Source organism: Caballeronia sp. INDeC2 (assembly GCF_023631325.1).
GTDB lineage: Bacteria > Pseudomonadota > Gammaproteobacteria > Burkholderiales > Burkholderiaceae > Caballeronia.
This window is the reverse complement of record NZ_JALQDG010000001.1, coordinates 163,000-185,535: the sequence shown is the minus strand read 5'-3', so window position 1 is coordinate 185,535 and position 22,536 is coordinate 163,000. Positions and strand designations below refer to the sequence as shown.

Below are 22,536 nucleotides of genomic sequence, written 5' to 3'. Positions count from 1 at the left end.
AAACGCTTCCTGAGGCGCAACGAATGCGCATGTTTAGCGCTTCGAGCCGTCATTTTTCCGGTCTCGCCGTCATGAAAGCCGACAACATCCGTCTTCCATTCCAGACGCCCATCGCGGCGCGCATTCGCGGACTCGCGTCGGCGGCGAAACGGCTTGCCTCGCGCGCGCTGCCGACTCAGTGCGCTTTGTGCGGCAATTTGTCGCAAACACTGCTGTGCGATGGCTGCGACGCGCAGTACTGGAACGAGCCGCGTCTGCGCTGCGCGACCTGCGCGCTGCCGTTGTCGGCGTCGACCCTTCGGCGTGAGCGCGACGACACGCGCGCGCACTGCGCCGCGTGCCTCGAATCGCCGCCCGCATTCAACGACACGCTCACGCTCGCCGACTATCGCGCGCCGCTCGATACGCTTGCCGTCGAATTGAAGTTTCGTGCGCGGCTCGCAGCGGGCGAAGCATTCGCGCGGCATCTGCATGCGGCTTTCGAGGACAGCGATCTGCCCGCGCCGGACCTGATCGTGCCGGTGCCGCTGTCGCATGTGCGACTCGTCGCGCGCGGCTACAACCAGGCGTGGGCCATCGCGCGTCCGCTTGCGCGCATGCTGAACGTGCGAAGCGATGCGTCGGTCGTCACGCGTGTGCGGCATACGTCGGCACAATCGCGGCTGGATCAGGAAACGCGCCGCCGCAATGTCGCGACCGCGTTCGCCGTTTCGGGCGATGTGCGCGGCATGCACGTGGGCGTCGTCGACGATGTGATGACGTCCGGCGCGACGCTCGATGCCCTCGCCCGCACGCTCAAACTTGCCGGCGCGCGGCGCGTGACCAATTTCGTGGCGCTCCGCACGCCGAAAGATTAACTACCTTCATTACAGCAATCCATGTTCAACGTCGTACTCGTCGAACCCGAAATTCCGCCAAACACCGGCAACGTGATCCGCCTGTGCGCAAACACGGGCGCGCGCCTGCATCTGATCGAGCCGCTCGGCTTCCCGCTCGACGATGCAAAGATGCGCCGCGCCGGCCTCGACTATCACGAGTACGCCGAAATGAACGTGCATGCGAACTGGGATGCCTTCATCGCCAAGGAAGCGCCCGACGCCACACGCATGTTCGCTTTCACGACGCGCGGCTCGACGCCGTTCTTCGATCACGCGTTCAAGACGGGCGACTGGTTCGTGTTCGGCGCCGAGACGCGCGGCCTCGCGCCCGCCTTGCTGGAACGCTTTCCGACCGATCAGCGCGTGCGCCTGCCGATGCGGCCCGGCAATCGCAGCCTGAATCTGTCGAATACGGTGGCGATCGTGACGTTCGAGGCGTGGCGTCAGGCGGGCTTCGAAGGCGGCGCCTGAGCATCGAGCTCGGCTCGATAGAGCGCGAGCATGTCGTCCTGAAAACACGCGAAGATGACGTGCTGCACGGAGGGTGTGGAAGGCAGGGTCTCGATGACCGTCCGCACCGCGATCCGCACTGCCTGCTCGTGTGGGAAGTGATAGATGCCGCAACTGATCGCGGGAAAGGCGATCGACTTGCAGCCAGTTTCTTGAGCGAGTTCCAGCGAGCGGCGGTAGCAGTTCGCGAGCAACTCGGGCTCTTTCTTGTGGCCGCCGCTCCAGCGCGGACCGACCGCGTGGATCACGTGCTTGGCGGGGAGATCGTGGCCGCCGGTGATTTTCGCATCGCCGGTTTCGCAGCCGCCGAGCGTCTCGCACTCACGCAGCAAGCCTTTCCCCGCCTTTCGATGAATCGCCCCGTCGACGCCGCCGCCACCGAGCAACGATTTGTTCGCCGCATTGACGATGGCGTCAACCTCGAGCGCGGTGATGTCGACGACCTGTGCTTCCAGCTTGACCATCGCACACCTCCTCACGGATGAACGCGATGCTACTCGGCCTTCGCGTCCCGGCTGAGCAACGCCTGCACCGCATCGCGTGGCGCCACGTTATCGAAGAGCACGCGGCATACCGCCTGCGTGATCGGCATCTCGATGCCCCGCGACTGCGCGAGCCCGAGCACGGCGCGCGCGCATCGCACGCCTTCCGCGACATGGCCGAGCGCGGCGAGGATTTCGTCGAGCGTACGTCCGCTCGCGAGTTGCTTGCCGACGGTCCGATTCCGAGACAGATCGCCCGTCGCGGTGAGAATGAGATCGCCCAGTCCGGTCAAACCGTTGAACGTCTCCGCGCGGCCGCCGAGCGCGACGCCCAGCCGCGACATCTCCGCGAGCCCGCGCGTGATCAGCGCCGCGCGCGCGTTCAGGCCAAGGCCGAGGCCATCCGAAATGCCCGTGGCGATCGCGAGCACGTTCTTCACGGCGCCGCCCACTTCGACGCCGATCACGTCGTCGCCGGTATAGATGCGCATCGCGCCGTGATGGAACGCCGCGACCGTGCGTGCGTCCAGCTGCGCCGATGTACTTGCGACCGTCAGCGCGACCGGCAAGCCCTGCCCCACTTCGCGCGCGAAGCTCGGGCCGGACAACGTGCCGTTGCTGCGATGCCCCGGCAGTTCGGCGGCGACGACTTCATTGGGCAGACACTGCGTATCCGCCTCGAAGCCTTTGCACAGCCAGACAATGTGCGCCGGCACGACGCCGGCCTGCCGCATCGCGCGGCACAGCGCCCGCAAGCCCGCGACGGGCGTCGCGACGACACAGAGCGCGTCGTCCGCCGACGCGTGCGTGAGCGCCGCGGTGAGATCCGCCTCGAATTCGAGCGCGTGCGGCAACGCCACGCCTTCGAGATACCGCGTGTTTTCGTGGGTGCGGGAAAGGGATTCGATGAGCGCGGCGTCGCGCGCCCAGAGCTTCGTGTCGTGCCGGGTCGCAAGGTGGCCCGCAAGTGCGGTGCCCCACGCGCCGGCGCCGAGAACGGCTACTTTCATGCTCGGCTCCGGTTCGGCAGAGGCAGAGTCAATGCGTCGCGCCGTTCGCCGCGCCTTCCTGGGCGCTCGCGAGCTGGGCGATGCGCTGCTCGTACAGCGCCTGGAAGTTGATTTCCGCGAGGTGGATCGGCGGGAAACCGGCGCGCGTGATCGCATCGGCGATGTTCGAGCGCAAGTACGGGAACAGGATCGTCGGGCAAGCGATGCCGACGAGCGGATCGATCTGTTCGGCCGGAATGTTGCGGATATCGAAGATACCTGCCTGCTTCGCTTCGATCAGGAACGCGACCTTGCCCGCGACCTTCGCCGTCACGGTGCCCGTGACCAGCACTTCGAAGACACTTTCGGCGAGGCGGTCGGCCTTCACGTCGACTTCGACTTCGACCGACGGCATTTCCTGCTCGAGGAAAATGGCCGGTGAATTCGGCTGCTCGAGCGACATGTCCTTCAGATAGATGCGCTGGATGTTGAAAAACGGCTGATTGTTATCGTCGGACATAGTAATTTCCTAGGTAATTCGGTACACGGCGCGCCCCTTATACATGTGGAACGCGCCGCGCGTGTTTCTTCAGGCGGATTCGAGCAGCGGCACGAGACCGCCTTTGCGATCGAGCGCGGACAGATCGTCGTAGCCGCCGACATGCGTTTCGCCGATATAAACCTGCGGCACGGTGCGACGGCCGGTGCGCGTCATCATTTCCTCGCGCCGGCCCGGCTCACGGTCGATCAGTATCTTCTCGATCGTTTCGACCCCGCGGGACTTTAAAAGACGTTCGGCCATCTGGCAATACGGGCACACGACCGTGCTGTACATCACCACTTTCTTCACTTGACTGCTCCTTGTTTCACCACCGGCATGCCGGCTTTTTGCCAGGCGTCCACTCCGCCTTGCAAAACGTGGACCTCGGCGTAACCCGCCTCGGCCACGGTGCGGCTCGCACGTTGCGATTCTTGACCGGTTTGGCACACGAGCACGACCGGATTGCTCTTATTCTTCGCGATCTGGCCGATTTTTGCTTGGAGCTCCGCCAATTCGATGTTACGTGCCTGCGGCAGATGACCCTTCGCGAACTCCGAAGCGGGCCGCAAATCGACGATCACGGCGTTGCGTCGGTTGATGAGCGTGGTGGCTTCGGCAGCGGAAATGCCGCCGCGCCCGCGCCGCGAAATGGCGGGCCAGAGAAGCAGCGCGCCGGAAACGAGCGCGATGACGATGAGTGCGATATTCGTGTAATTGGTGAAAAACTTCACGTCAGGGCCGCCGAAATTTAGAAGGAAAGGAAGAAAGGGGAATAGGGGCAATCGGAGCATTATAAAATAACCGTTTCCCGCGATGGCCTCTGCCGTCCGGCCGATGGCGACACTCCGCCCGCACGCGCAAGATGCCGGGGTGCGATCGGCGCACCCGCTTTTTCAACTGACCGACCGAAATCATGTACAAGCTAGTGCTCATCCGCCACGGCGAATCGACGTGGAACAAGGAAAACCGCTTCACCGGCTGGGTCGACGTCGATCTGACCGAGCAAGGCAACCGGGAAGCGCGTCAGGCCGGCGTGCTGTTAAAGGAAGCTGGCTATACGTTCGACATCGCCTACACGTCGGTGCTCAAGCGCGCGATCCGCACGCTGTGGCACGTGCAGGACGAGATGGACCAGATGTATATCCCGGTCGTGCATTCGTGGCGTCTGAACGAGCGGCACTACGGCGCGCTCGCGGGCTTGAACAAAGCCGAGACGGCGAAGAAGTACGGCGACGAGCAGGTGCTCATATGGCGCCGCAGCTACGACACGCCGCCGCCCGCGCTCGAACCGGGCGACGAGCGCGCGTCGTACAACGATCCGCGCTACGCGAAGGTGCCGCGCGAGCAGTTGCCGCTCACCGAGTGCCTGAAGGACACCGTCGCGCGCGTGCTGCCGTTCTGGAACGAGTCGATCGCGCCGGCCATCAAGTCCGGCAAGCAAATCGTGATTTCGGCGCACGGCAATTCGATCCGCGCGCTCGTCAAGTATCTCGACAATATCTCCGATGAAGACATCGTTGGGCTGAATATCCCGAACGGCGTGCCGCTCGTCTATGAACTCGACGAAAACCTGAAGCCCATCAAGCATTACTATCTGGGCGATCCGGAAGCCATTGCGGCCGCGCAGGCCGCTGTCGCCAAGCAAGGCAAGGCGGGCTGACGTCCCATCGCGGCCCGTGCGATCGCCGGTCCCGCGATGCGATCCGCGTGACGGGGGCGCTGCAAAAGCGCCCTCGCCGCATATGACGCGCGGCTGACCGGCTGCCGGCGGCATCGACATACTCGCGTTGAAACGTGCGCAACCCTACGCTGCGAGGCGGCAAAGCCTCTGGCATTTAAGTTGCGCTTAAGTCGTCAATCAAGACGAGCGGGTATACTGGCCCGTCACCAACGTTGCTGCTCATTCGATTCCGACCGCACTCTCTATGCGAAAGAACCTGAAAAATTTCGGCCTCATCGCCGCGGGCGTTGCCGCCGGCGCGCTCGCAACACTGCAGATTTCCGCATCCGCGCAGCAATCCGCCTCCACGCCGTTGCCGCTCGAACAATTGCGGCTTTTCGCTGAAGTTTTCGGGCAAATCAAGCACGAATACGTCGAACCGGTCGACGATAAGAAGCTCCTCACCGCCGCCATCAAGGGCATGGTGTCGAGCCTCGACCCGCACTCGTCCTATCTCGACAAGACCGATTACGAAGAACTGCAGGAGCAGACCAAGGGACGCTTCGCGGGCCTCGGCATCGAGATTTCTTCGGAAGACGGGCTCATCAAGGTGATTTCGCCGATCGAAGACACGCCCGCGTTCCGCGCCGGCATTCGTCCGGGCGACCTCATCACGCGCATCAACGACAAGCCGGTGCGCGGCATGACGCTCGATAAAGCCGTGAAGCAGATGCGCGGCGAGCCCGGCACGAAGGTCACGCTCACGATCTTCCGCAAGAGCGACGACCGGACTTTCCCGCTCACCGTGACGCGCGCCGTGATCCGCGTGCAGTCGGTGAAGATGAAGGTGCCGGAGCCGGGCTACGGCTATATCCGCATCACGAGCTTCCAGGAGCGCACGGTGCCGGATCTCGCCGCGAGGCTGCAGGATCTCGCGCGTCAGCAGCCGAATCTTAAGGGCCTCGTGCTCGACCTGCGTAACAACGGCGGCGGCCTGTTGCAGAGCGCGGTCGGCGTCGCGGGTGCGTTCCTGCCGGACAATGCCGTGGTCGTGTCGACCAATGGACAAATCGCGGACGCGAAGCAGACCTTCCGCGACACCTACGACAACTATCGCCTGCCGTCCTTCGATTCCGATCCGCTGAAGAGCGTGCCGGAGATCTTCAAGAAGGTGCCGATGGTCGTGCTGACCAACGCCTACTCGGCGTCGGCTTCGGAGATCGTCGCGGGTGCGCTGCAGGATCATCATCGCGCGCTGATCGTCGGTAAGACGACGTTCGGCAAGGGTTCTGTGCAGACGGTTCGCCCGATGACGGCCGACTCCGCGCTGCGCCTGACGACCGCCTATTACTACACGCCGAGCGGCAAGTCGATCCAAAACCAGGGCGTGCGCCCTGACGTTCCGGTCGATCAATACGCGGACGGCGATCCGGACGACGCGCTCGTCACGCGCGAAGTCGATTACTCGAACCACCTCGCCAACACGCAGGATCCGAACGAGAAGAAGGAGCAGGAGCAGCGCGAGGCTGATCGCCTGGAGCAACTGCGCATTCTCGAAGAGCAAAACGACAAGAAGACGCCCGAGCAGCGCCGCAAGGATCGCGAGCGCAAACCGGTCGAGTTCGGCAGTTCGGACGACTTCATGCTCCAGCAAGGGCTGAACAAGCTCGAAGGCAAGCAGGTCGTGGAGTCGAAGTCGTACAGCGAACGCAAGCTCGCACAGAACAAGCCGCCGCGTTCGGCGTCCGCGCCGGTCGTCGCGGCTCCGGCGCTGCCGGCCACGCCGGGCTCCGCGCCGGCGTCGGGCGCGCAGCCGGCTTCGTCGCCGACCGCGCAGCAGTCGAAGTAATTTTCCTGTAGTCCGCAAAAGGCTTCGCAACATGACGTTGCGAAGCCTTTTCTCTTTTGCGCGCTTAGAATGCTTCGTTCGAGCAAGCCGATTCTTCCCGCGATGAACGACGATCAACTCCTTCGCTACTCCCGTCACATCCTCGTCGATGAAATCGGCATCGAGGCACAGGAGCGCTTTCTCGACGCCCACGCGATCATCGTCGGCGCCGGCGGTCTCGGCGCGCCCGCGGCGATGTATCTCGCGGCGGCGGGCGTCGGAAAGATCACGCTGGTCGATGCCGATACCGTCGATCTCACGAATCTGCAGCGGCAGATCGTACACATGACGCGATCGGTCGGAACGCTCAAGGTGGAATCGGCCCGCGAGACTTTGAACGCACTGAATCCCGGCGTCGAAGTCATCGCGGTGAGCACGCGCGCCGACGCCGAATGGCTCGACGCCAACGTACCCGGCAAATCGGTCGTGCTCGATTGCAGCGACAACTTCGCGACGCGCCACGCGATCAACGCGGCCTGCGTCGCGTATCGTGTGCCGCTCGTGTCGGGCGCGGCGTTGCGTTTCGACGGGCAAATCAGCACCTTCGATTTCCGTGCGCCGGACTCGCCCTGCTACGCGTGCGTATTTCCGCCGGATCAGCCGTTCGAGGAAGTCGCGTGCTCGACGATGGGCGTGTTCGCACCGACGGTCGGCATCATTGGCGCGATGCAGGCGGCCGAAGCGCTGCGCGTGATCGGCGGCTTCGGCGAGACGCTTGCCGGCCGGCTGATGATGCTCGACTCGCTGCGCATGGAATGGAACACGATGAAGATCGCGCGCCAGCCGGATTGCCCCGTCTGCGGAAACGCGACGATGCGGGAAGCGGCGCGCTAATTAGGTCGCGTCCTAAACCGCCGTCCGGACGATCCATCTAAGCTGTTCGATCCTTCAATCGGCTGCCCGCAAGCGGGTCGTCGCCCAGGATCGGATCGTCACTTGAGCATCGTCACTTCTTCGGCAAGCACGCAGCGTGGGCTCACGCACAGCGCGTTCGTCCGGCCATCGGTTCCCGCACTCGCAGGACCGGAAGGCATCCTCTTCGATTTCAATTACGGTTGCCGCGTACAGGTTCCGGTCGACGGCTGGCGCGTCCGCATGGTCGACCTGGACACGTTCAGCCAGGTTTTCGACGAAGCCGTCGAAGCCGGTTCGATCATCACGAGCCGGCGCAAATATTTCGTGCGCTTCGAGCTTCAGGTCTTCGACGGCGAGCGCATCGTTTTCCATCACGCGTACGATGCGCGTGGCCGTCGCGTCCTGATCCATCCGTCGGGCACGGCGCTCGGCGACACGCTCGCGTGGATACCCGCCGTGGAAGCCTTCCGGCTACAGGAGCAGTGCGAAGTCCACGTCGTGCTGCCCGCGCATTTGCAAGCGCTATTCGAGAAGGGCTATCCGGCGATGCGCTTCGTGCCGCCTGGATCCGCCGATTCGGTCGATGAACCGTTCTACGCCACCTATCACCTCGGCTTTTTCTCGCCTTATACCGATCGCGATCACCAGCCGACCGATCCGCGCATGAGCAGCCTGCAGGACGCGGCAGCTTATCTGCTCGGCGTGCAGTGCGAGGAGCGGCGGCCGAACATCGTCGTGGCGGATTCGGCGCGGCCCGTGGCCGAGCGCTACGTCTGCATCGCGACGCAATCGACGGCACAGTGCAAGTATTGGAACAACCCGCGTGGCTGGCCTGTGCTGATCGCCCATCTGAAATCGCGGGGATACCGCGTCCTTTGCATCGATCAGCATCGCGAGTACGGCGTCGATGGCGCCATCAACACGATGCCGGACGGCTGCGAGGACTTCACCGGCAATCGTCCGCTCGAAGAACGCGCGCTCCTGCTCAGACACGCGGATTTTTTCGTGGGACTCGGCAGCGGGCTGTCGTGGCTCGCGTGGGCGGTGGGTACGCCCGTCGTGATGATCAGCGGGTTCTCGCATCCGCATACCGAGTTCCGCACGCCGTATCGTGTGATCAACTTTCACGCGTGCAACAGTTGCTTCAACGACACGATCTGCAACTTCGATGACGGAGATTTTCTGTGGTGTCCGCGTCGTGGCGACAAGCCGCGGCGCTTTCAGTGCAGCACGGCGATATCACCGGAGCAGGTCATCGCTCATGTGGAGCGGCTGATTGCCGATCATAGGCTGGTATAGAGCGTGTTGGGCCGGGCTTTCGTCGGATCCGGTTTTCTTGTTAGCTCGATACGCCCGCGGTCACACGCACTTGGCCATGCTTGCCAGCCGGTCGTGGGCTGCCCAAGTGTCGCCTTTAGAAAACTCACCGGACTTGGATCGCGAACGGTCTGTCGTCTCGCACTACATAACAAGCTGGTTCAGCACGAAATAGCTCCGGCCCGCTTCGCGGCCGATGGGTCAATCGAGTTTGCGGGCGCATCCTCGCTGACCCTTCCATCTCGTTGCATGCATGCACGCGTGATTCGTTGATCTCTGGCAACCCCCGCGGCAGCGCGCAACGCTGTGCCGAAGCTATTTCGTGCTGAACCGGCGCGCTCAAACAATTAGTTAGTCAGACCGTGCGCGATCCAAGCCCATAGGTCCTTCGAGGGCGACACTTAGGCCGCCCACGATCACCTGGCAAGCATGGCCAAACCGCGTGTGTCCGCGGGCGCTTCGAACTGCTTTCTTTGCCTATTTTCTTTGCAGCAGCAAAGAAAGTAGGCGCCGCCCCGCACAGGGGCAACGCCAATAAACCAACATCAAAGCGGGATCCGGCGAAAAACCTAAATCTTTTGCAACGCAGTCAACGCCGCCTGCAACTCGGCGGGCTCGTACGCGGCAAGCACATCGGCAACAGGCTTTTCAAACGCCTTGAGATTCGAGCGCAGAATCTCCTGCTTCACCACAAGCAACTGGCTCGGATGCATAGAAAACTCGGTGAGCCCGAGCCCGAGCAGCAAGCGCGTGACGGCCGGATCGCCCGCCATTTCCCCGCACACCGACACCGGCACGCCCGCGCGCTTCGCCTCGCGCAGCGTAAAGGCGATCAAATTCAGCACCGCTGGATGCAGCGGATCGTAGAGATGCGCGACCGAGTTATCGGCGCGATCGATTGCGAGCGTGTACTGGATCAGATCGTTCGTGCCGATCGACAGAAAATCGAGCCGGCTCAGAAACAGCCTCACCGCGATGGCCGCGGCGGGAATCTCGATCATCGCGCCGACGCGAATCTGGCGGTCATACGCGACGCCTTCCTCGTCCAGTTGACGCTTCGCCTCGCGGATCAGATCGAGCGTCTGGTCGATCTCCTGTGCGTGCGCAAGCATCGGAATCAGGATCTTGGTCGGACCGAACGCCGACGCGCGCAGGATCGCCCGCAATTGCGTGATGAACATCTGCGGCTCGGACAAACTCCAGCGGATCGCGCGCAGGCCGAGCGCGGGATTGGGCGCGGTCTCGTAGCCGTCGCCGCCCATCGAATCGAGCGGCTTGTCCGCGCCCACGTCGATCGTCCGGATAGTCACCGGCTTGCCGTTCATCAGCTCGACCGCGCGCTTGTATGCCTCGAACTGCTCCTCCTCCTCCGGCAACTGATCCTTGTGATTCATGAAGAGGAATTCCGTGCGGAAGAGGCCGACGCCCATCGCGCCCGCTTCGACCGCGACCTGTGCGTCTTCCGGCAGCTCGATGTTCGCGCACAGCTCGATCTTCGTGCCGCACAGCGTTTGCGTCGGCGAGAACTTCAGGCGCTGCAGCTTGCGCTGCTCCAGCACCTTCTCGCTTTGCCGGTACGAATACTCTTCGAGGACGATCGGTGCCGGATCGACGATGACGATGCCGTGATCGCCATCGACGATGATGAGATCGTTCTGGCGAATCAGCACGCTCGCCTGCTGCACGCCGACCGACGCCGGAATGCCGAGACTGCGCGCGACGATCGCCGTATGCGACGTGCGGCCGCCGAGATCGGTGACGAAGCCCTTGAACGCCTGCGTCTTGAACTGCAGCATGTCCGCCGGCGCGATATCGTGCGCGACGACGATCATCTCGTTGTGCCCGTTGCTCGCGGCCGTATGCACGACGAGCGACGCGGCCGTCGGCGCACCCGCGAGCGCTTTCAGAAGACGCTCGACCACCTGCTCGACGTCTGCCTTGCGTTCACGCAGATATTCGTCCTCGATCTCGTCGAAATAGCCGCCGAGGATTTCCAGTTGTTCAGTGAGCGCCCATTCGACGTTGTAGCGGCGCGTGCGAATGAGATCGATGGTTTCCTGTACGAGCATGGCGTCGTTCAGGATCATCGTATGAACATTGATGAACGCGCCCATTTCGCTGGGCGCGTCGGCGGAAAGATCGTCGCGCAGTGCTTCGAGTTCGGCGAGCACGCTCGCCTGCGCCGCGTAGAAACGGGCGATTTCGGCGTCGATCTGATCGGGTTCGATCAGATAATGGTCTACGTCGAGCGCTGCCGGCGCGATCAAGTACGCGCGCCCAATGGCGATGCCGCGCGAGACGGGAATTCCATGCAGCGTGAAAGACACGCGCACCTCCTCTAATTTTGATTGTCGCGGGCTGCCTGGGAGCCCCCTCGGCGGGCGCAAACCGCGCGTCCATTATAAGTTCGATTGACGTGGTAAGTCCCTGAACACACTGCAGCGTCAGGGCCGAAACGGTTGCGCGAGATTATGTGAACGCGTGATGCGGATACGAAAAAGCCGCGTCGATGCGCGGCTCTTCATTTGAATCTGCAAAGCGGCGAAGCGCTTACTGCCCTTCCCCGAACTTGTCGGCGATGAGCGCGAGAATCGCCTGCATTGCTTCGGCTTCGTCGGCGCCTTCGGTTTCGATCGTCACCGTGCTGCCGATGCCCGCCGCCAGCATCATCACGCCCATGATGCTCTTCGCGTTGATCCGGCGGCCGTTGCGGCTCATCCAGATTTCGCATTGAAAATTGCCCGCCAGCTGTGTGAGCTTGGCCGAAGCGCGTGCGTGGAGCCCCAGCTTGTTCACGATTGTTGTTTCTTGTTGCAGCATGATGCTCCGAACGCTAGATGAATGAATGGTGCGGCGTCAGTGGCTGGCGGCCTTCGCGCTGACGAGATCGGTGCTCGCCGAGCATGCCGGGTCGGGTGAGCCGGCCGCTTTCGTCGCGAGGGCGCAGGGATTGAGCGGCGTGGACGAATCCAGTTCCTGAATGCCTTTCGAGCCGCCTTGCAGGATTTTTTCGGCGAGCGTGTCGAGCGGTGTGGCGCGATAGCAGACGGCGCGCACCAGCATCGGCAAATTGCAGCCGGCGAGCACGCGCACGTCGGTATCGTGCAGGCTCGCCGCGATGTTCGCGGGGGTCGCGCCGAACACGTCGGTGAGCACGATCGCGCCGTTGTCTTCCTTCAGACGATCGATTTCGGAGCGCGCGAACGCACGCACTTCCACCGGATCGCAGTCCGGCATTACATCGATGACGCCGATGCGCGCCGGCAAACCGCCGTAGATGTGAGCCACGCACTCGCGTAGCGCGGTGGCGAAAGGTGCGTGCGCGATGATCAGGATGCCAGCCATGTCAGGATATTGCCCCAGCGACGTTTGATCGACAAAAGTCAGACGATACGGCCCAGAGTTTGCTCTTAAAGCGCGCGAGCGGCGCGGAACACAACTCATACGTGGGCGCCAGTCAGGCGAAATCAACCGCCTGCCCTCGATAACCCAAGCCTGCGCCGCGATGCTTAACCGTGCTTTAAGGCGCGTTTGCGCCCCAAAACCGCAGGCGGCGGGAAATCAATTCTAACAGTCCCGCCGAGTTGAGTTTGACGCGGCGTCCGCGCGCGTTCCGTTCGCCGGCCGACTCAGTCGACCGCGCGCTCGAGCGCGTCGATGAACATGGCGGCGACGTCGAAGCCGGTCTGGTCCATGATCTCGCGGAAGCACGTCGGGCTCGTGACGTTGACTTCGGTGAGGTAGTCGCCGATCGCGTCTAGCCCGGCCAGCAGCAAGCCGCGCGCTTGCAGCACCGGACCGAGCGTTTCGGCGATTTCGCGATCGCGCGCCGACAGCGGTTGCGCGCGGCCAAGACCGCCCGCCGCGAGATTGCCGCGCACTTCGCTGCCCTGCGGAATGCGCGCGAGCGAGTAAGGCACGGGCTGCCCGCCGATCACGAGAATGCGCTTGTCGCCGTCCTTGATTTCGGGGATGAACCGCTGCGCCATCACCGTGCGCGCGCCGTCTTCCGACAGCATCTCGACGATGGAGCCGAGATTCATGCCGTCCGCCTTCACGCGGAACACGCCCATGCCGCCCATGCCGTCGAGCGGCTTGAGAATCACGTCGCCATGCTCGGCGTGAAAGGCACGCAGACGCGCCGCATCGCGCGTGACGAGCGTCGGCGTGACGAACTGCGGCCATTCCGCGATGGCGAGCTTCTCCGAATGATCGCGAATCGCCTGCGGCTTGTTGAAGACGCGCGCGCCGTTGCGCTCGGCGATCTCCAGCAGCCATGTCGCGTTGACGTATTCGAGGTCGAACGGCGGATCCTTGCGCATCAGCACGGCATCGAAATGCGTGAGCGGCAGATGTTCCGCCTGCTCGGCCGCATACCACGGCCAGCGATCACTGTTGGCCTCGTCGCCGACGATCGCGATACGTCGCACGCTCGCCTCGACCTTCGTTCCCGTCCACGCGAGATGCTGCGGCTCGCACGCGTAGAGCACGTGACCGCGCCGCGCGGCTTCGGCCATCATCGCGTAGGTCGTGTCCTTGTAGATCTTGAAGCGATCGAGCGGGTCGGCGATAAAGAGGATGTTCATGACAATTCGCTAGTTCGGTGCGCGGCCTGCGAGCTTACCGCAAGCCGCCGCTTCTCACCGTGTTCACACCTGAATGGCTTCCGGATCGGTCTTTTCGAGCTCGACCGATGCCGCCAGCAGCGCGAGCCGCGCGACGACGCCATACATGTAGAAGCGGTTCGGCGGCGCGGCGCCGGGTTTGGCGTGCGTATCGGGAAGCGCCGTGTGCTCGAAACCGAGCGGCACGAAGTGCATGCCCGGCGCGTTGAGGTTCTGGTCGCGCTCGCGCGACTCGTGCACGCGATAAAAACCGCCGACGACATACCGGTCGATCATGTACACCACCGGCTCGGCGACCGCGTTCTCCACGCGCTCGAACGTATGCACGCCTTCCTGCACGATCACGTCGTGGACCTGCAGACCTTCCTTCGCGTCGTTCATCTTCGCGCGCTCGCGCTTGGTCAATGCGGCGACCTCGCTCGCGTCGTGAACGGTCATCACGCCCTTGCCGTAGGTGCCCGCATCCGCCTTGATCACGACATACGGACGCTCGCTGATGCCGTACTCGCGATACTTCTTCGCGATCTTCTTGAGCACGCCGTCGATGGCCTCGGCGAGCGCTTCCTCGCCGGTGCGCGCTTCGTAATCGACGCCTTCCACGTGCGCGAAGTACGGATTCACCATCCACGGATCGATTTCGACGAGCTTCGAAAACTTCTTCGCGACATCGTCATAGCAGGAGAAATGCGTCGATTTCCGACGCACGGCCCAGCCGGCGTGCAAAGGCGGCAGCAGATACTGCTCGTGCAGATTCTCCAGCACGGGCGGAATGCCGGCGGAGAGATCGTTGTTGAGCAGGATCGAACAGGGATCGAAGTTCTTCAGGCCCAGACGCCGCGATGTGCGCTCGAGCGGCTCCAGCACGATCTTCTGGCCGTCGGCCAGCGCGATGGTTACCGGACCGTGAATGTTCTCGTCGAGCGTCCCGAAGCGGATGTTGAGCCCGGCCTGCCGCATGATCAGCGCGAGGCGCGCGACGTTCTCGAGATAGAACGCGTTGCGCGTGTGGCGCTCCGGAATGACGAGCAGATTCTTCGCGTCCGGGCAGATTTTTTCGATGGACGCCATCGCCGCCTGCACCGCGAGCGGCAGCACTTCCTGCGGCAGATTGTTGAAACCGCCGGGAAAGAGATTGGTGTCGACGGGCGCGAGCTTGAACCCCGCGTTGCGCAGATCGACGGAACAGTAAAACGGCGGCGTGTGCTCTTGCCATTCGAGCCGGAACCATCGCTCGATAGCAGGCATGGCCTCGAGGATTTTCCGCTCGAGGTCGAGCAGCGGGCCACTTAACGCCGTAACTAGGTGCGGAACCATTGATTACTCGCGAACTGGGGACGAAAGATTGTAGAGCAATTGCTTTGCCTAATTGGGTATGAACCGCCAATCCACAAGGTTTCCCGGCGATTGCGCCCACGCGGCATCGACGAAAACCCGACGAAAAGCGGTCGGGCAAAAAAATGCCCGCCATGAAGGCGGGCGAAGTCGCTGCGCTCGTTCGTTGCGTCGAACCGGTCGTCCTCCGAACGTCCGGCTGCGACGAATTCCTTATTCGACGTGCTCGCCGTGCAGCGTGACGTCGAGACCTTCGCGTTCCTGTTCTTCGGTGACGCGCAGGCCCATCGTCATGTCGATGATCTTGAGCAGGATGAAGCTGACGAGGCCGCTGTAGACCAGCGTGACGAGCACGCCCTTCGCCTGCACGAGCACGCTGCCGTCGAAACCGCCGATGTCCTTCACCGCGAACACGCCCGTCAGCAGCGCGCCGATGATCCCGCCCACGCCGTGCACGCCGAACGCGTCGAGCGAGTCGTCGTAGTTGAACTTGTGCTTGAGCCACGTCGCCGACCAGAAGCAGACCACGCCGGCGACGATGCCGATCACGATCGCGCCGGTCACGCCGACGAAGCCCGACGCCGGCGTCACCGCCACCAGACCCGCGACCGCGCCCGAAATGATGCCGAGCACCGACGGCTTGCCCTTCGTGATCCACTCCGCGAACATCCAGCCGAATGCGGCGAACGCCGTGGCGATCTGCGTCGTGAGCATCGCGAAGCCGGCACGGCCGTCAGCGGCGACTGCCGAACCCGCGTTGAAGCCGAACCAGCCCACCCACAGCATCGATGCGCCGATCAGCGAAAGCACGAGGTTGTGCGGAGCCATCACTTCGCGGCCGTAGCCGACGCGCTTGCCGAGCACCAGACAGCACATCAGGCCCGCGATACCGGCGTTGATGTGAACCACCGTGCCGCCCGCGAAGTCGAGCACGCCAGCCGTCGCCAGCCAGCCGGTCGGTTCCCAGACCATGTGCGCGATCGGCGAGTAGACGATCAGCGACCACAGCGTCATGAACACGAGCATCGCCGAGAATTTCATGCGGTCGGCGAATGCGCCGGTGATGAGCGCCGGGGTGATGACCGCGAACGTCAGCTGGAACGCGAAGTAGACCGACTCCGGAATGGTCGTGGCGAGGTGGCTCACGGTGAGCGTGGTCGCCTTGTCACCCTTGATGTAGGCCAAGCCGTGCAGGAACACGCGCGAGAAGCCGCCGATGAACGAACCGCCCGGCGTGAACGCGATGCTGTAGCCGACGACGGTCCAGAGAATCGTCACGAGACAGCAGATCGCAAAGCTCTGCATCGCCGTGGCGAGGACATTCTTCTTGCGCACCATGCCCGCGTAGAAGAGCGCGAGACCGGGGATCGTCATGAACAGCACGAGGGCGACCGAGGTCAGCATCCAGGCGGTGTCGCCCGAGCTGATCTTGGACGAATCGACCATGGTCGGTTCGGTCGGGGCGGCGGGCGCTGCGTCGGATGCGCCCGACGCTGCCGCCGCTGCCGATGCGGCTTCCGCGGACGACGCCATCGCCGTGTTGGCGGAGGCCGGTGCGCTTGCGGCGGTATCGGACGACGCGGGTGCCGAGGCAGCGGCCGGAGCGGACGCATCCTGGGCGAGAGCGGTGCCGACATTCGCGCCGACCAGCGCGCCCGCCACCAGCAGTGACATCAAAAAGTTACGCATTCTTCTGGTTCCTCTTATCGCCAATTTCTTGTTAGAGCGCGTCGGCGCCGGTCTCGCCGGTGCGGATGCGAATGACCTGTTCGATCGCGGTGACGAAGATCTTTCCGTCGCCGATCTTTCCCGTGCGCGCGGCGCGTTCGACGGCCTCGATCGCCTGATCGACGATGTCGTCCGAAACGGCCGCCTCGATCTTCACTTTCGGCAGGAAGTCGACGACGTACTCCGCGCCCCGGTAAAGCTCGGTGTGCCCTTTCTGTCGGCCGAAGCCTTTCACCTCGGTCACCGTGATGCCCGAGACGCCGATGGCCGACAACGCTTCGCGCGCTTCGTCCAGCTTGAACGGCTTGATGATTGCGGTAATGAGCTTCATGTGTCCCTCGCTGTGGTGTGCTGATCCTTCGATGCCGTCTAAAGCGGGATGCGCTGGGTGTTACCGCGACGTCTGCCCTGCCGGGCCGCTCAGAGAGCGTGCAGAAAAGGTCCGCGCCAGTTATGCAACTCGTATGCCATGCGAGTGTTCATGCGGGTTTGGGCGATTTACGGAAACCTCCCGTCGAAGGGTCGTCCGAATGGCCAACGCGCGTCGCACGTGCTGGCGCCGGGGTGGGTTCGTTGCTAGAGTGGTCGCAAGGTCCCGCAAAAAGGGGCATGGGCGGACAACGCGAGCGTGCGGCAGCGCTAAAATCGCGGCGCCTCAGCGGTGTTCCACGGCGCGTCTGCACAGTCAGCGGCGCGCACCAATTTCGAACATTCGAAAATTTGGGGCACTGACCTAACAATGAATGCACTTTTTTTGTGCAAGAAGGGAGAAACGATGAAGCAGCCCAACGACGTTTTCAACGATCTGCAGCAGAAGATGAGCGAGCTCTTCAAGAATTCGCCCGCGAAAGACGTCGAAAAAAACATGAAGGCGATGCTCTCGCAGGGGTTCTCGAAGCTGGATCTCGTGACGCGCGAGGAATTCGACACGCAAACGCAAGTGCTCGTGCGCACGCGCGCACGTCTGGAGGAACTCGAAAAGCGCGTCGCGCAACTGGAGCAGCGTCTCGCGGCCGGAAGCGCCAGCACCACGCAGGACTGAGCGCCAGTCTCATCGCATCCCTCGGCTAGCGAGCCGTGAGTTTCTAGTTTTATTGCCGGCGTGCTCGAAGCGCCGTTTCAGGTGAAATCATGTCGCTTGCCGTGGTCCGCAGCCGCGCGCCCGCTCCTGGGCGCGCGCCCGAAGTCGTCGTCGAAGTCCATCTCGCCAACGGGTTGCCGTCGTTTTCCATCGTCGGCCTGCCCGATCTCGAAGTCCGCGAAAGCCGCGAGCGCGTGCGCGCCGCGCTTCAGAACTGCGGTTTCGACTTTCCCGTCCGCCGGATCACCGTCAATCTCGCGCCCGCCGATCTGCCCAAGGAAAGCGGCCGCTTCGATTTGCCGATCGCCCTCGGCATTCTTGCCGCGAGCGGGCAGATTCCGGCCGAATCGCTCGAGCATCGCGAGTTCGCTGGAGAGTTGTCGCTGACCGGCGCCCTGCGTCCGATGCGCGGCGCGTTCGCGATGGTCTGCGGCGCGGCTCGCCATTACGCGTCGACGCGCGATCCGGACACGCGCATCCCGGAGATCTACGTGCCGCTCGCAAGCGCGGCGGAGGCGGCGCTCGTGCCCGGCATCGAAGTCTTCGGCGCGGCGGACTTGCCTACGCTCTGCGCGCATCTGAACGATGTTCCCGATGCGCGGCTGCGGCCAGTGCACGCCGTGCCGCTTGCCCCGACAGCCGCGCCCGCCGCCGATCTCGCCGACGTGATCGGCCAACCCGCCGCGCGGCGCGCGCTGGAAGTCGCCGCGGCGGGCGGCCATCATCTGCTGATGGTGGGGCCGCCGGGCGCGGGAAAATCGATGCTCGCCGCGCGCCTGCCGGGCCTTCTCCCGCCGATGAACGACGACGAAGCGCTCACCTCCGCGGCGATCCTCTCGGCGAGCTCGATCGGCTTCACGCCCGAGCAGTGGCGGAGGCGGCCGTTTCGCGCACCGCATCACTCGTCGAGTGCGGCGGCGCTGGTCGGCGGGCGCAATCCGCCGCAGCCGGGCGAGATCACGCTCGCGCATCTCGGCGTCCTGTTTCTCGACGAGTTTCCCGAATTCGACCGCAAAGTGCTCGAAACGCTGCGCGAGCCGCTCGAAGTCGGGCAAATCACGATTTCGCGCGCCGCGCAGCAGGCGGATTTCCCTGCCGCCTGCCAGCTTGTCGCCGCGATGAATCCGTGCCCGTGCGGCTGGCGCGGCGATCCCAGCGGACGCTGCCGCTGCTCGCCGGATGTCGCCGCGCGCTATCTGCGCAAGCTGTCGGGTCCGCTGATGGACCGCATCGATATCCAGATCGAACTGCCGGCGCTGTCGCCCGCGGAATTGTCGGCGCGCGGCGTGCAGCGTGGCGAGTCGAGCGCAAAGGTCGCGGCACGCGTCGCGGCGGCACGCGACATTCAGACGCACCGACAGGGCAAGATCAACCGCGATCTTAACGGCCGCGAAGCCGACGAAGTCTGCCGCCCCGATTCCGCCGGCGAAGCGTTGTTGCGCGCGGCGGGCGAACGCTTCGGCTGGTCGGCGCGGGCCTACTACCGCGTGCTCAAGGTCGTGCGGACGATCGCCGATCTCGCCGGCGCCGATTCGCCCGATGCGTCGCACGTCGCCGAGGCAGTTCAATACCGGCGGCTGCTCACGACAGCGTGACGGCTGCCCGGGCGTGCTCTGGTCCGCGCCCTGCTAGGGGAAAATCGCTTGTCAAGACTTGACTTATACACATTGAAGCGATCCGGGGCGCTTTTTCGTCCGATCAAAGCCCCGTTTCTCGCCGATTTTGCAGACCATTGATTTTATTGAACTATTTAACTTGCCACGAACGAAGGCAAACTAACGTAAACCGCATGAATCGGGCTTTTGCGCGCTACCGCACACTCTTTTCCACAATGTTATCCACAGAGATTGTGGATAGCGGAAAAAGTCCATACGAATCCGGCAATTAGCGCGTAAACTTATGAAGGAACTTGGATTCGTTTCAGCAGACCAAGGCGTTCTTAAATCAGCGCATGCAGAAATTCGAGGCCTTCCTCTAAAAGAGTTTGAAGGACGTAAAAAATTGGTCCGCCTGCTCTCGCGGAGGCTCTTTGTCCGACACGATTGCCAGCTGATAGACATGCGCGCCGCGGGCGACGAATCTCGCCTGGATCGTTCGCGATTCGCGCTTATCCCCACCTTCGCCCTTCACTTCCATCTCGCTTCCCAGCACGCGTCCACCGGCGGCGAGGTCGATTTGCGTCGCGCGCGCAGCGGGTTGCGCGTTGACGTTGCGCGCAAGCCCTCGCTGAAGGAAATCGAGCGTCGCCCGCTGAAGTTGCGGATCGGCGTTCGGCAGCACCACCGTGCCGACGGCGAATACGGCATCGCCGGCTTCGGCGGTTTGCATGCGCATCGTCATCGATTGGCCGGCGATCTCGATCTTTCGCTCGTCGGAACGCGGCTTCGCCGGCAACGTCACTTCGTAGCCGTCGTCGTTGTTCATCACGGTGCGCCAGTCATAGGACGGCGTGCACGCCAGCAACACGCCGCATGCGACAGATGCGCACACCAGTTTGCCCGTCGACACGATGTTCGGACAAAAGCGCGCGGCCGCGCGATTCAAAAGGAACGGAAACACGGAGAAAACTCGCTTCATGAAGCACCACTTGCGTGAAAACCATCATTATCGCGCTGCAATGCCGGGCTTATCGGCGCGTCACGAACCCATCCCGAAATTGGCGCTAAAATACGCAGCAGTCTCCGCCGTATGCAAGAGCAACACGAGGTTCCCAATGTCCCAATCCACGCAAGACACGTCCGCGCGCGCGAAGAGCCCGCTGCGCTATATCGTGATGGCGCTCGTCGCGGGCGTGATCGCCTGCACCGGGTATTTCGCCTTCGGCGGCCAGCAAAAGGTGCCGGACGCGACGTTCACGCTGCTTTCGGGACAGAAGATTTCCACATCCGGCGATCTCAAGGGCAAGGTCTATCTCGTCAACTTCTGGGCGACGAGCTGCGAGACCTGCATGAAGGAAATGCCGCAGATGATCGACACGTACAACAAGTTCAAGGGCCGCGGCCTGGAATTCGTCGCGGTCGCGATGAACTACGACGCGCCGATGTACGTGAGCAACTACGCGCAGACGCGCAATCTGCCGTTCAAGGTCGCGATGGACGACGGCAGCGCCGCGAAGCAGTTCGGCAACGTGCAACTGACGCCGACGACCTTCGTCATCGACAAGAACGGCAAGATTTTGAAGCGCTACGTCGGTGAGCCGACGTTCGCGGAACTGGATCAGCTGCTCGACAAGGCGCTCGGTTCGGCGGCGTAAGCCCTTCCAGAAAGCAGAACAAAGCCCGCTGGCGCGACCAGCGGGCTTTTTTTATCGCTCGGACGAATCGCCCTTCACGACGATTCCGTACCGCTTGATCTTCTCGTACAGCGTCGCCTTGCCGAGCTGCAGCCGATCCGCCGCGACCGCGACCGCGCCGCCGCAGTGCTCCAGCGCTTGCGCGATCACCACACGCTCGAACTGCTCGGTGCGTTCCTTGAGCGATTGCGTCGAGATATCGAGTGCGGCCGCGCCGCCGTCGTCGAGAATGCCGAGCACCATGCGATCCGCCGCGTTGCGCAGCTCGCGCACGTTGCCGGGCCAGTCGCGCTGCATCAAATCCGCGCGCTGACGATCCGTGATGAGCGGCGCGGGCCGCTCGTAGCGCACGGCGGCATCGAGCAGAAAATGTTCGAAGAGCGGAACGATATCTTCGCGACGTTCGTTGAGCGGCGGCAGCGTGATCGTCACCACGTTCAGCCGGTACAACAGGTCGCGACGGAACGTGCCATCGGCGACGTGTTCGTTCATGTCGCCCTTCGCGGCCGCGACGACGCGCAGATTCGCGCGCACCGGCTGATTCGAGCCGAGCCGCTCCAGCACGCCGTCCTGCAGCACGCGCAGCAGCTTGACCTGCAACGAGAGCGGCATGCTCTCGATTTCATCGAGAAAAAGCGTGCCCCCCGACGCATGTTCCAGCTTGCCGATGCGCCGCTTCTGCGCGCCGGTGAACGCGCCCTGCTCGTAGCCGAACATCTCCGATTCGAACATCTGCTCCGGCAGCGCCCCGCAATTGACCGCGATGAACGGCTTGTCGCGACGCGGCGACATCTCGTGCAGGCTGCGCGCGATCAGTTCCTTGCCCGCGCCCGTATCGCCGTTGATGAGCACGGACGCATCCGTCGGCGCGATGTTCACGATCAGCCGACGCACCTGCTCGATCGCCGGGCTGCGACCGATGATGCGGCTTTGCCCCGCCAGTTCGCGCCGCAGCGCCTGATTTTCGAGCACGAGCGAACGGCGCTCCAGCGCGCGGCGCACCGCTTCGATCAACCGCTCCGAGGCGAACGGCTTTTCGATGAAGTCGTACGCGCCGTCGCGCATCGCCTGCACGGCCATCGAGATATCGCCGTGGCCTGTGACGAGAATCACCGGCACTTCGGGCGCTCGCTCGCGGCATTGCGCGAGCAGATCGAGGCCGCTCGCGCCGGGCAAACGGATATCGCTCACGATCACGCCAGGAAAACTCGCGTCGATCGCGCGCGCGGCGGATTCGACGCTGCCGTGGCCGGTCACGTCGAATCCCGCGAGTTGCAGGGTCTGCACGCTCGCGCGGCGCACGAGTTCGTCGTCTTCGATGAAGATCACCTGCAAGCCGGTGCTCATTGTCTGGTCTC

General features: G+C 63.4%; 23 protein-coding genes. 9 read left to right on the top strand and 14 right to left on the bottom strand.

Annotated features, from left to right (window positions below):
- The first annotated feature begins 71 nt into the window (after positions 1-71).
- Positions 72-857, top strand: a complete 786-nt coding sequence (locus NCS28_RS00925; RefSeq protein ID WP_250512142.1) for a ComF family protein — start codon at positions 72-74, stop codon at positions 855-857.
- A gap of 21 nt (positions 858-878) precedes the next feature.
- Positions 879-1,349 carry a tRNA (uridine(34)/cytosine(34)/5-carboxymethylaminomethyluridine(34)-2'-O)-methyltransferase TrmL gene (gene trmL, locus NCS28_RS00920; protein ID WP_250512011.1) on the top strand — a complete coding sequence of 157 codons (471 nt, stop codon included), beginning with the start codon at positions 879-881 and terminating at the stop codon, positions 1,347-1,349.
- Here the strand turns inward: trmL and NCS28_RS00915 are convergent.
- The 5 genes from NCS28_RS00915 to NCS28_RS00895 form a co-directional block, all read right to left on the bottom strand.
- Positions 1,322-1,852 carry an O-acetyl-ADP-ribose deacetylase gene (locus NCS28_RS00915; protein ID WP_250512010.1) on the bottom strand — a complete coding sequence of 177 codons (531 nt, stop codon included), beginning with the start codon at positions 1,850-1,852 and terminating at the stop codon, positions 1,322-1,324. The two genes, trmL and NCS28_RS00915, sit on opposite strands and share 28 nt — an antisense overlap.
- Positions 1,853-1,881: 29 nt before the next feature.
- The gene (locus tag NCS28_RS00910) at positions 1,882-2,880 is read right to left on the bottom strand and encodes an NAD(P)H-dependent glycerol-3-phosphate dehydrogenase (protein ID WP_250512009.1); all 999 of its coding nucleotides are present in this window, start codon (positions 2,878-2,880) and stop codon (positions 1,882-1,884) included.
- Positions 2,881-2,908: 28 nt separating this feature from the next.
- Positions 2,909-3,379 (bottom strand): protein-export chaperone SecB, encoded by a 471-nt coding sequence (gene secB, locus NCS28_RS00905; protein ID WP_250512008.1) that lies wholly within the window; start codon positions 3,377-3,379, stop codon positions 2,909-2,911.
- A gap of 69 nt (positions 3,380-3,448) precedes the next feature.
- Complete coding sequence (gene grxC / locus NCS28_RS00900; RefSeq protein WP_008351780.1) at positions 3,449-3,709, bottom strand: glutaredoxin 3; 261 nt, start codon at positions 3,707-3,709, stop codon at positions 3,449-3,451.
- A complete protein-coding gene (locus tag NCS28_RS00895) occupies positions 3,706-4,131 on the bottom strand; it encodes a rhodanese-like domain-containing protein (RefSeq protein ID WP_250512007.1) in 426 nt (141 codons plus the stop codon). Before NCS28_RS00895 ends, grxC begins: the two co-directional genes overlap by 4 nt.
- A gap of 182 nt (positions 4,132-4,313) precedes the next feature.
- Here NCS28_RS00895 and gpmA point away from each other — a divergent pair, with 182 nt between their 5' ends.
- The 4 genes from gpmA to NCS28_RS00875 all read left to right on the top strand — a co-directional run bounded on the left by gpmA (position 4,314) and on the right by NCS28_RS00875 (position 9,102).
- Complete coding sequence (gpmA, locus tag NCS28_RS00890; protein ID WP_250512006.1) at positions 4,314-5,060, top strand: 2,3-diphosphoglycerate-dependent phosphoglycerate mutase; 747 nt, start codon at positions 4,314-4,316, stop codon at positions 5,058-5,060.
- A gap of 265 nt (positions 5,061-5,325) precedes the next feature.
- On the top strand, positions 5,326-6,909 hold the full coding sequence (locus NCS28_RS00885; protein WP_250512005.1) for a S41 family peptidase: 1,584 nt from the start codon (positions 5,326-5,328) through the stop codon (positions 6,907-6,909).
- A gap of 102 nt (positions 6,910-7,011) precedes the next feature.
- Positions 7,012-7,782, top strand: a complete 771-nt coding sequence (locus NCS28_RS00880; protein WP_250512004.1) for a HesA/MoeB/ThiF family protein — start codon at positions 7,012-7,014, stop codon at positions 7,780-7,782.
- Positions 7,783-7,884: 102 nt separating this feature from the next.
- Complete coding sequence (locus NCS28_RS00875; RefSeq protein WP_250512003.1) at positions 7,885-9,102, top strand: autotransporter strand-loop-strand O-heptosyltransferase; 1,218 nt, start codon at positions 7,885-7,887, stop codon at positions 9,100-9,102.
- A 587-nt stretch (positions 9,103-9,689) separates the two neighbouring features.
- On the opposite strand, the gene ptsP is transcribed toward NCS28_RS00875, so the two are convergent.
- From ptsP to NCS28_RS00840, 7 genes are all read right to left on the bottom strand, one after another.
- Entirely contained in the window at positions 9,690-11,447 is a 1,758-nt protein-coding gene (ptsP, locus tag NCS28_RS00870) for a phosphoenolpyruvate--protein phosphotransferase (RefSeq protein ID WP_250512002.1), read from the bottom strand.
- A 223-nt stretch (positions 11,448-11,670) separates the two neighbouring features.
- Entirely contained in the window at positions 11,671-11,940 is a 270-nt protein-coding gene (locus tag NCS28_RS00865) for an HPr family phosphocarrier protein (RefSeq protein WP_008351787.1), read from the bottom strand.
- A 36-nt stretch (positions 11,941-11,976) separates the two neighbouring features.
- Positions 11,977-12,465 (bottom strand): PTS sugar transporter subunit IIA, encoded by a 489-nt coding sequence (locus tag NCS28_RS00860; RefSeq protein ID WP_250512001.1) that lies wholly within the window; start codon positions 12,463-12,465, stop codon positions 11,977-11,979.
- A 284-nt stretch (positions 12,466-12,749) separates the two neighbouring features.
- Positions 12,750-13,706: a glutathione synthase gene (gene gshB / locus NCS28_RS00855; RefSeq protein WP_250512000.1), complete on the bottom strand. Its 957-nt coding sequence runs from the start codon at positions 13,704-13,706 to the stop codon at positions 12,750-12,752.
- A gap of 63 nt (positions 13,707-13,769) precedes the next feature.
- Positions 13,770-15,059, bottom strand: a complete 1,290-nt coding sequence (gene gshA / locus NCS28_RS00850) for a glutamate--cysteine ligase (protein ID WP_250511999.1) — start codon at positions 15,057-15,059, stop codon at positions 13,770-13,772.
- Positions 15,060-15,290: 231 nt separating this feature from the next.
- The gene (locus NCS28_RS00845; RefSeq protein WP_250511998.1) at positions 15,291-16,766 is read right to left on the bottom strand and encodes an ammonium transporter; all 1,476 of its coding nucleotides are present in this window, start codon (positions 16,764-16,766) and stop codon (positions 15,291-15,293) included.
- 31 nt (positions 16,767-16,797) lie between these two features.
- The gene (locus tag NCS28_RS00840) at positions 16,798-17,136 is read right to left on the bottom strand and encodes a P-II family nitrogen regulator (protein ID WP_014190273.1); all 339 of its coding nucleotides are present in this window, start codon (positions 17,134-17,136) and stop codon (positions 16,798-16,800) included.
- 444 nt (positions 17,137-17,580) lie between these two features.
- Here NCS28_RS00840 and NCS28_RS00835 point away from each other — a divergent pair, with 444 nt between their 5' ends.
- Both NCS28_RS00835 and NCS28_RS00830 read left to right on the top strand, forming a co-directional pair.
- Positions 17,581-17,847 (top strand): accessory factor UbiK family protein, encoded by a 267-nt coding sequence (locus tag NCS28_RS00835; protein ID WP_250511997.1) that lies wholly within the window; start codon positions 17,581-17,583, stop codon positions 17,845-17,847.
- Between the two features lie 89 nt (positions 17,848-17,936).
- Positions 17,937-19,481: a YifB family Mg chelatase-like AAA ATPase gene (locus NCS28_RS00830; protein ID WP_250511996.1), complete on the top strand. Its 1,545-nt coding sequence runs from the start codon at positions 17,937-17,939 to the stop codon at positions 19,479-19,481.
- Between the two features lie 379 nt (positions 19,482-19,860).
- Here the strand turns inward: NCS28_RS00830 and NCS28_RS00825 are convergent, their stop codons facing one another.
- Entirely contained in the window at positions 19,861-20,463 is a 603-nt protein-coding gene (locus NCS28_RS00825; RefSeq protein ID WP_250511995.1) for a hypothetical protein, read from the bottom strand.
- A gap of 136 nt (positions 20,464-20,599) precedes the next feature.
- On the opposite strand from NCS28_RS00825, the gene NCS28_RS00820 reads away from it, so the two are divergent.
- Positions 20,600-21,139 (top strand): peroxiredoxin family protein, encoded by a 540-nt coding sequence (locus NCS28_RS00820; protein WP_250511994.1) that lies wholly within the window; start codon positions 20,600-20,602, stop codon positions 21,137-21,139.
- A gap of 51 nt (positions 21,140-21,190) precedes the next feature.
- Here NCS28_RS00820 and NCS28_RS00815 read toward each other — a convergent pair whose 3' ends face one another.
- Positions 21,191-22,525, bottom strand: coding sequence for a sigma-54-dependent transcriptional regulator (locus NCS28_RS00815; protein ID WP_250511993.1), 1,335 nt, complete (start codon positions 22,523-22,525; stop codon positions 21,191-21,193).
- Between the last annotated feature and the right edge of the window lie 11 nt (positions 22,526-22,536).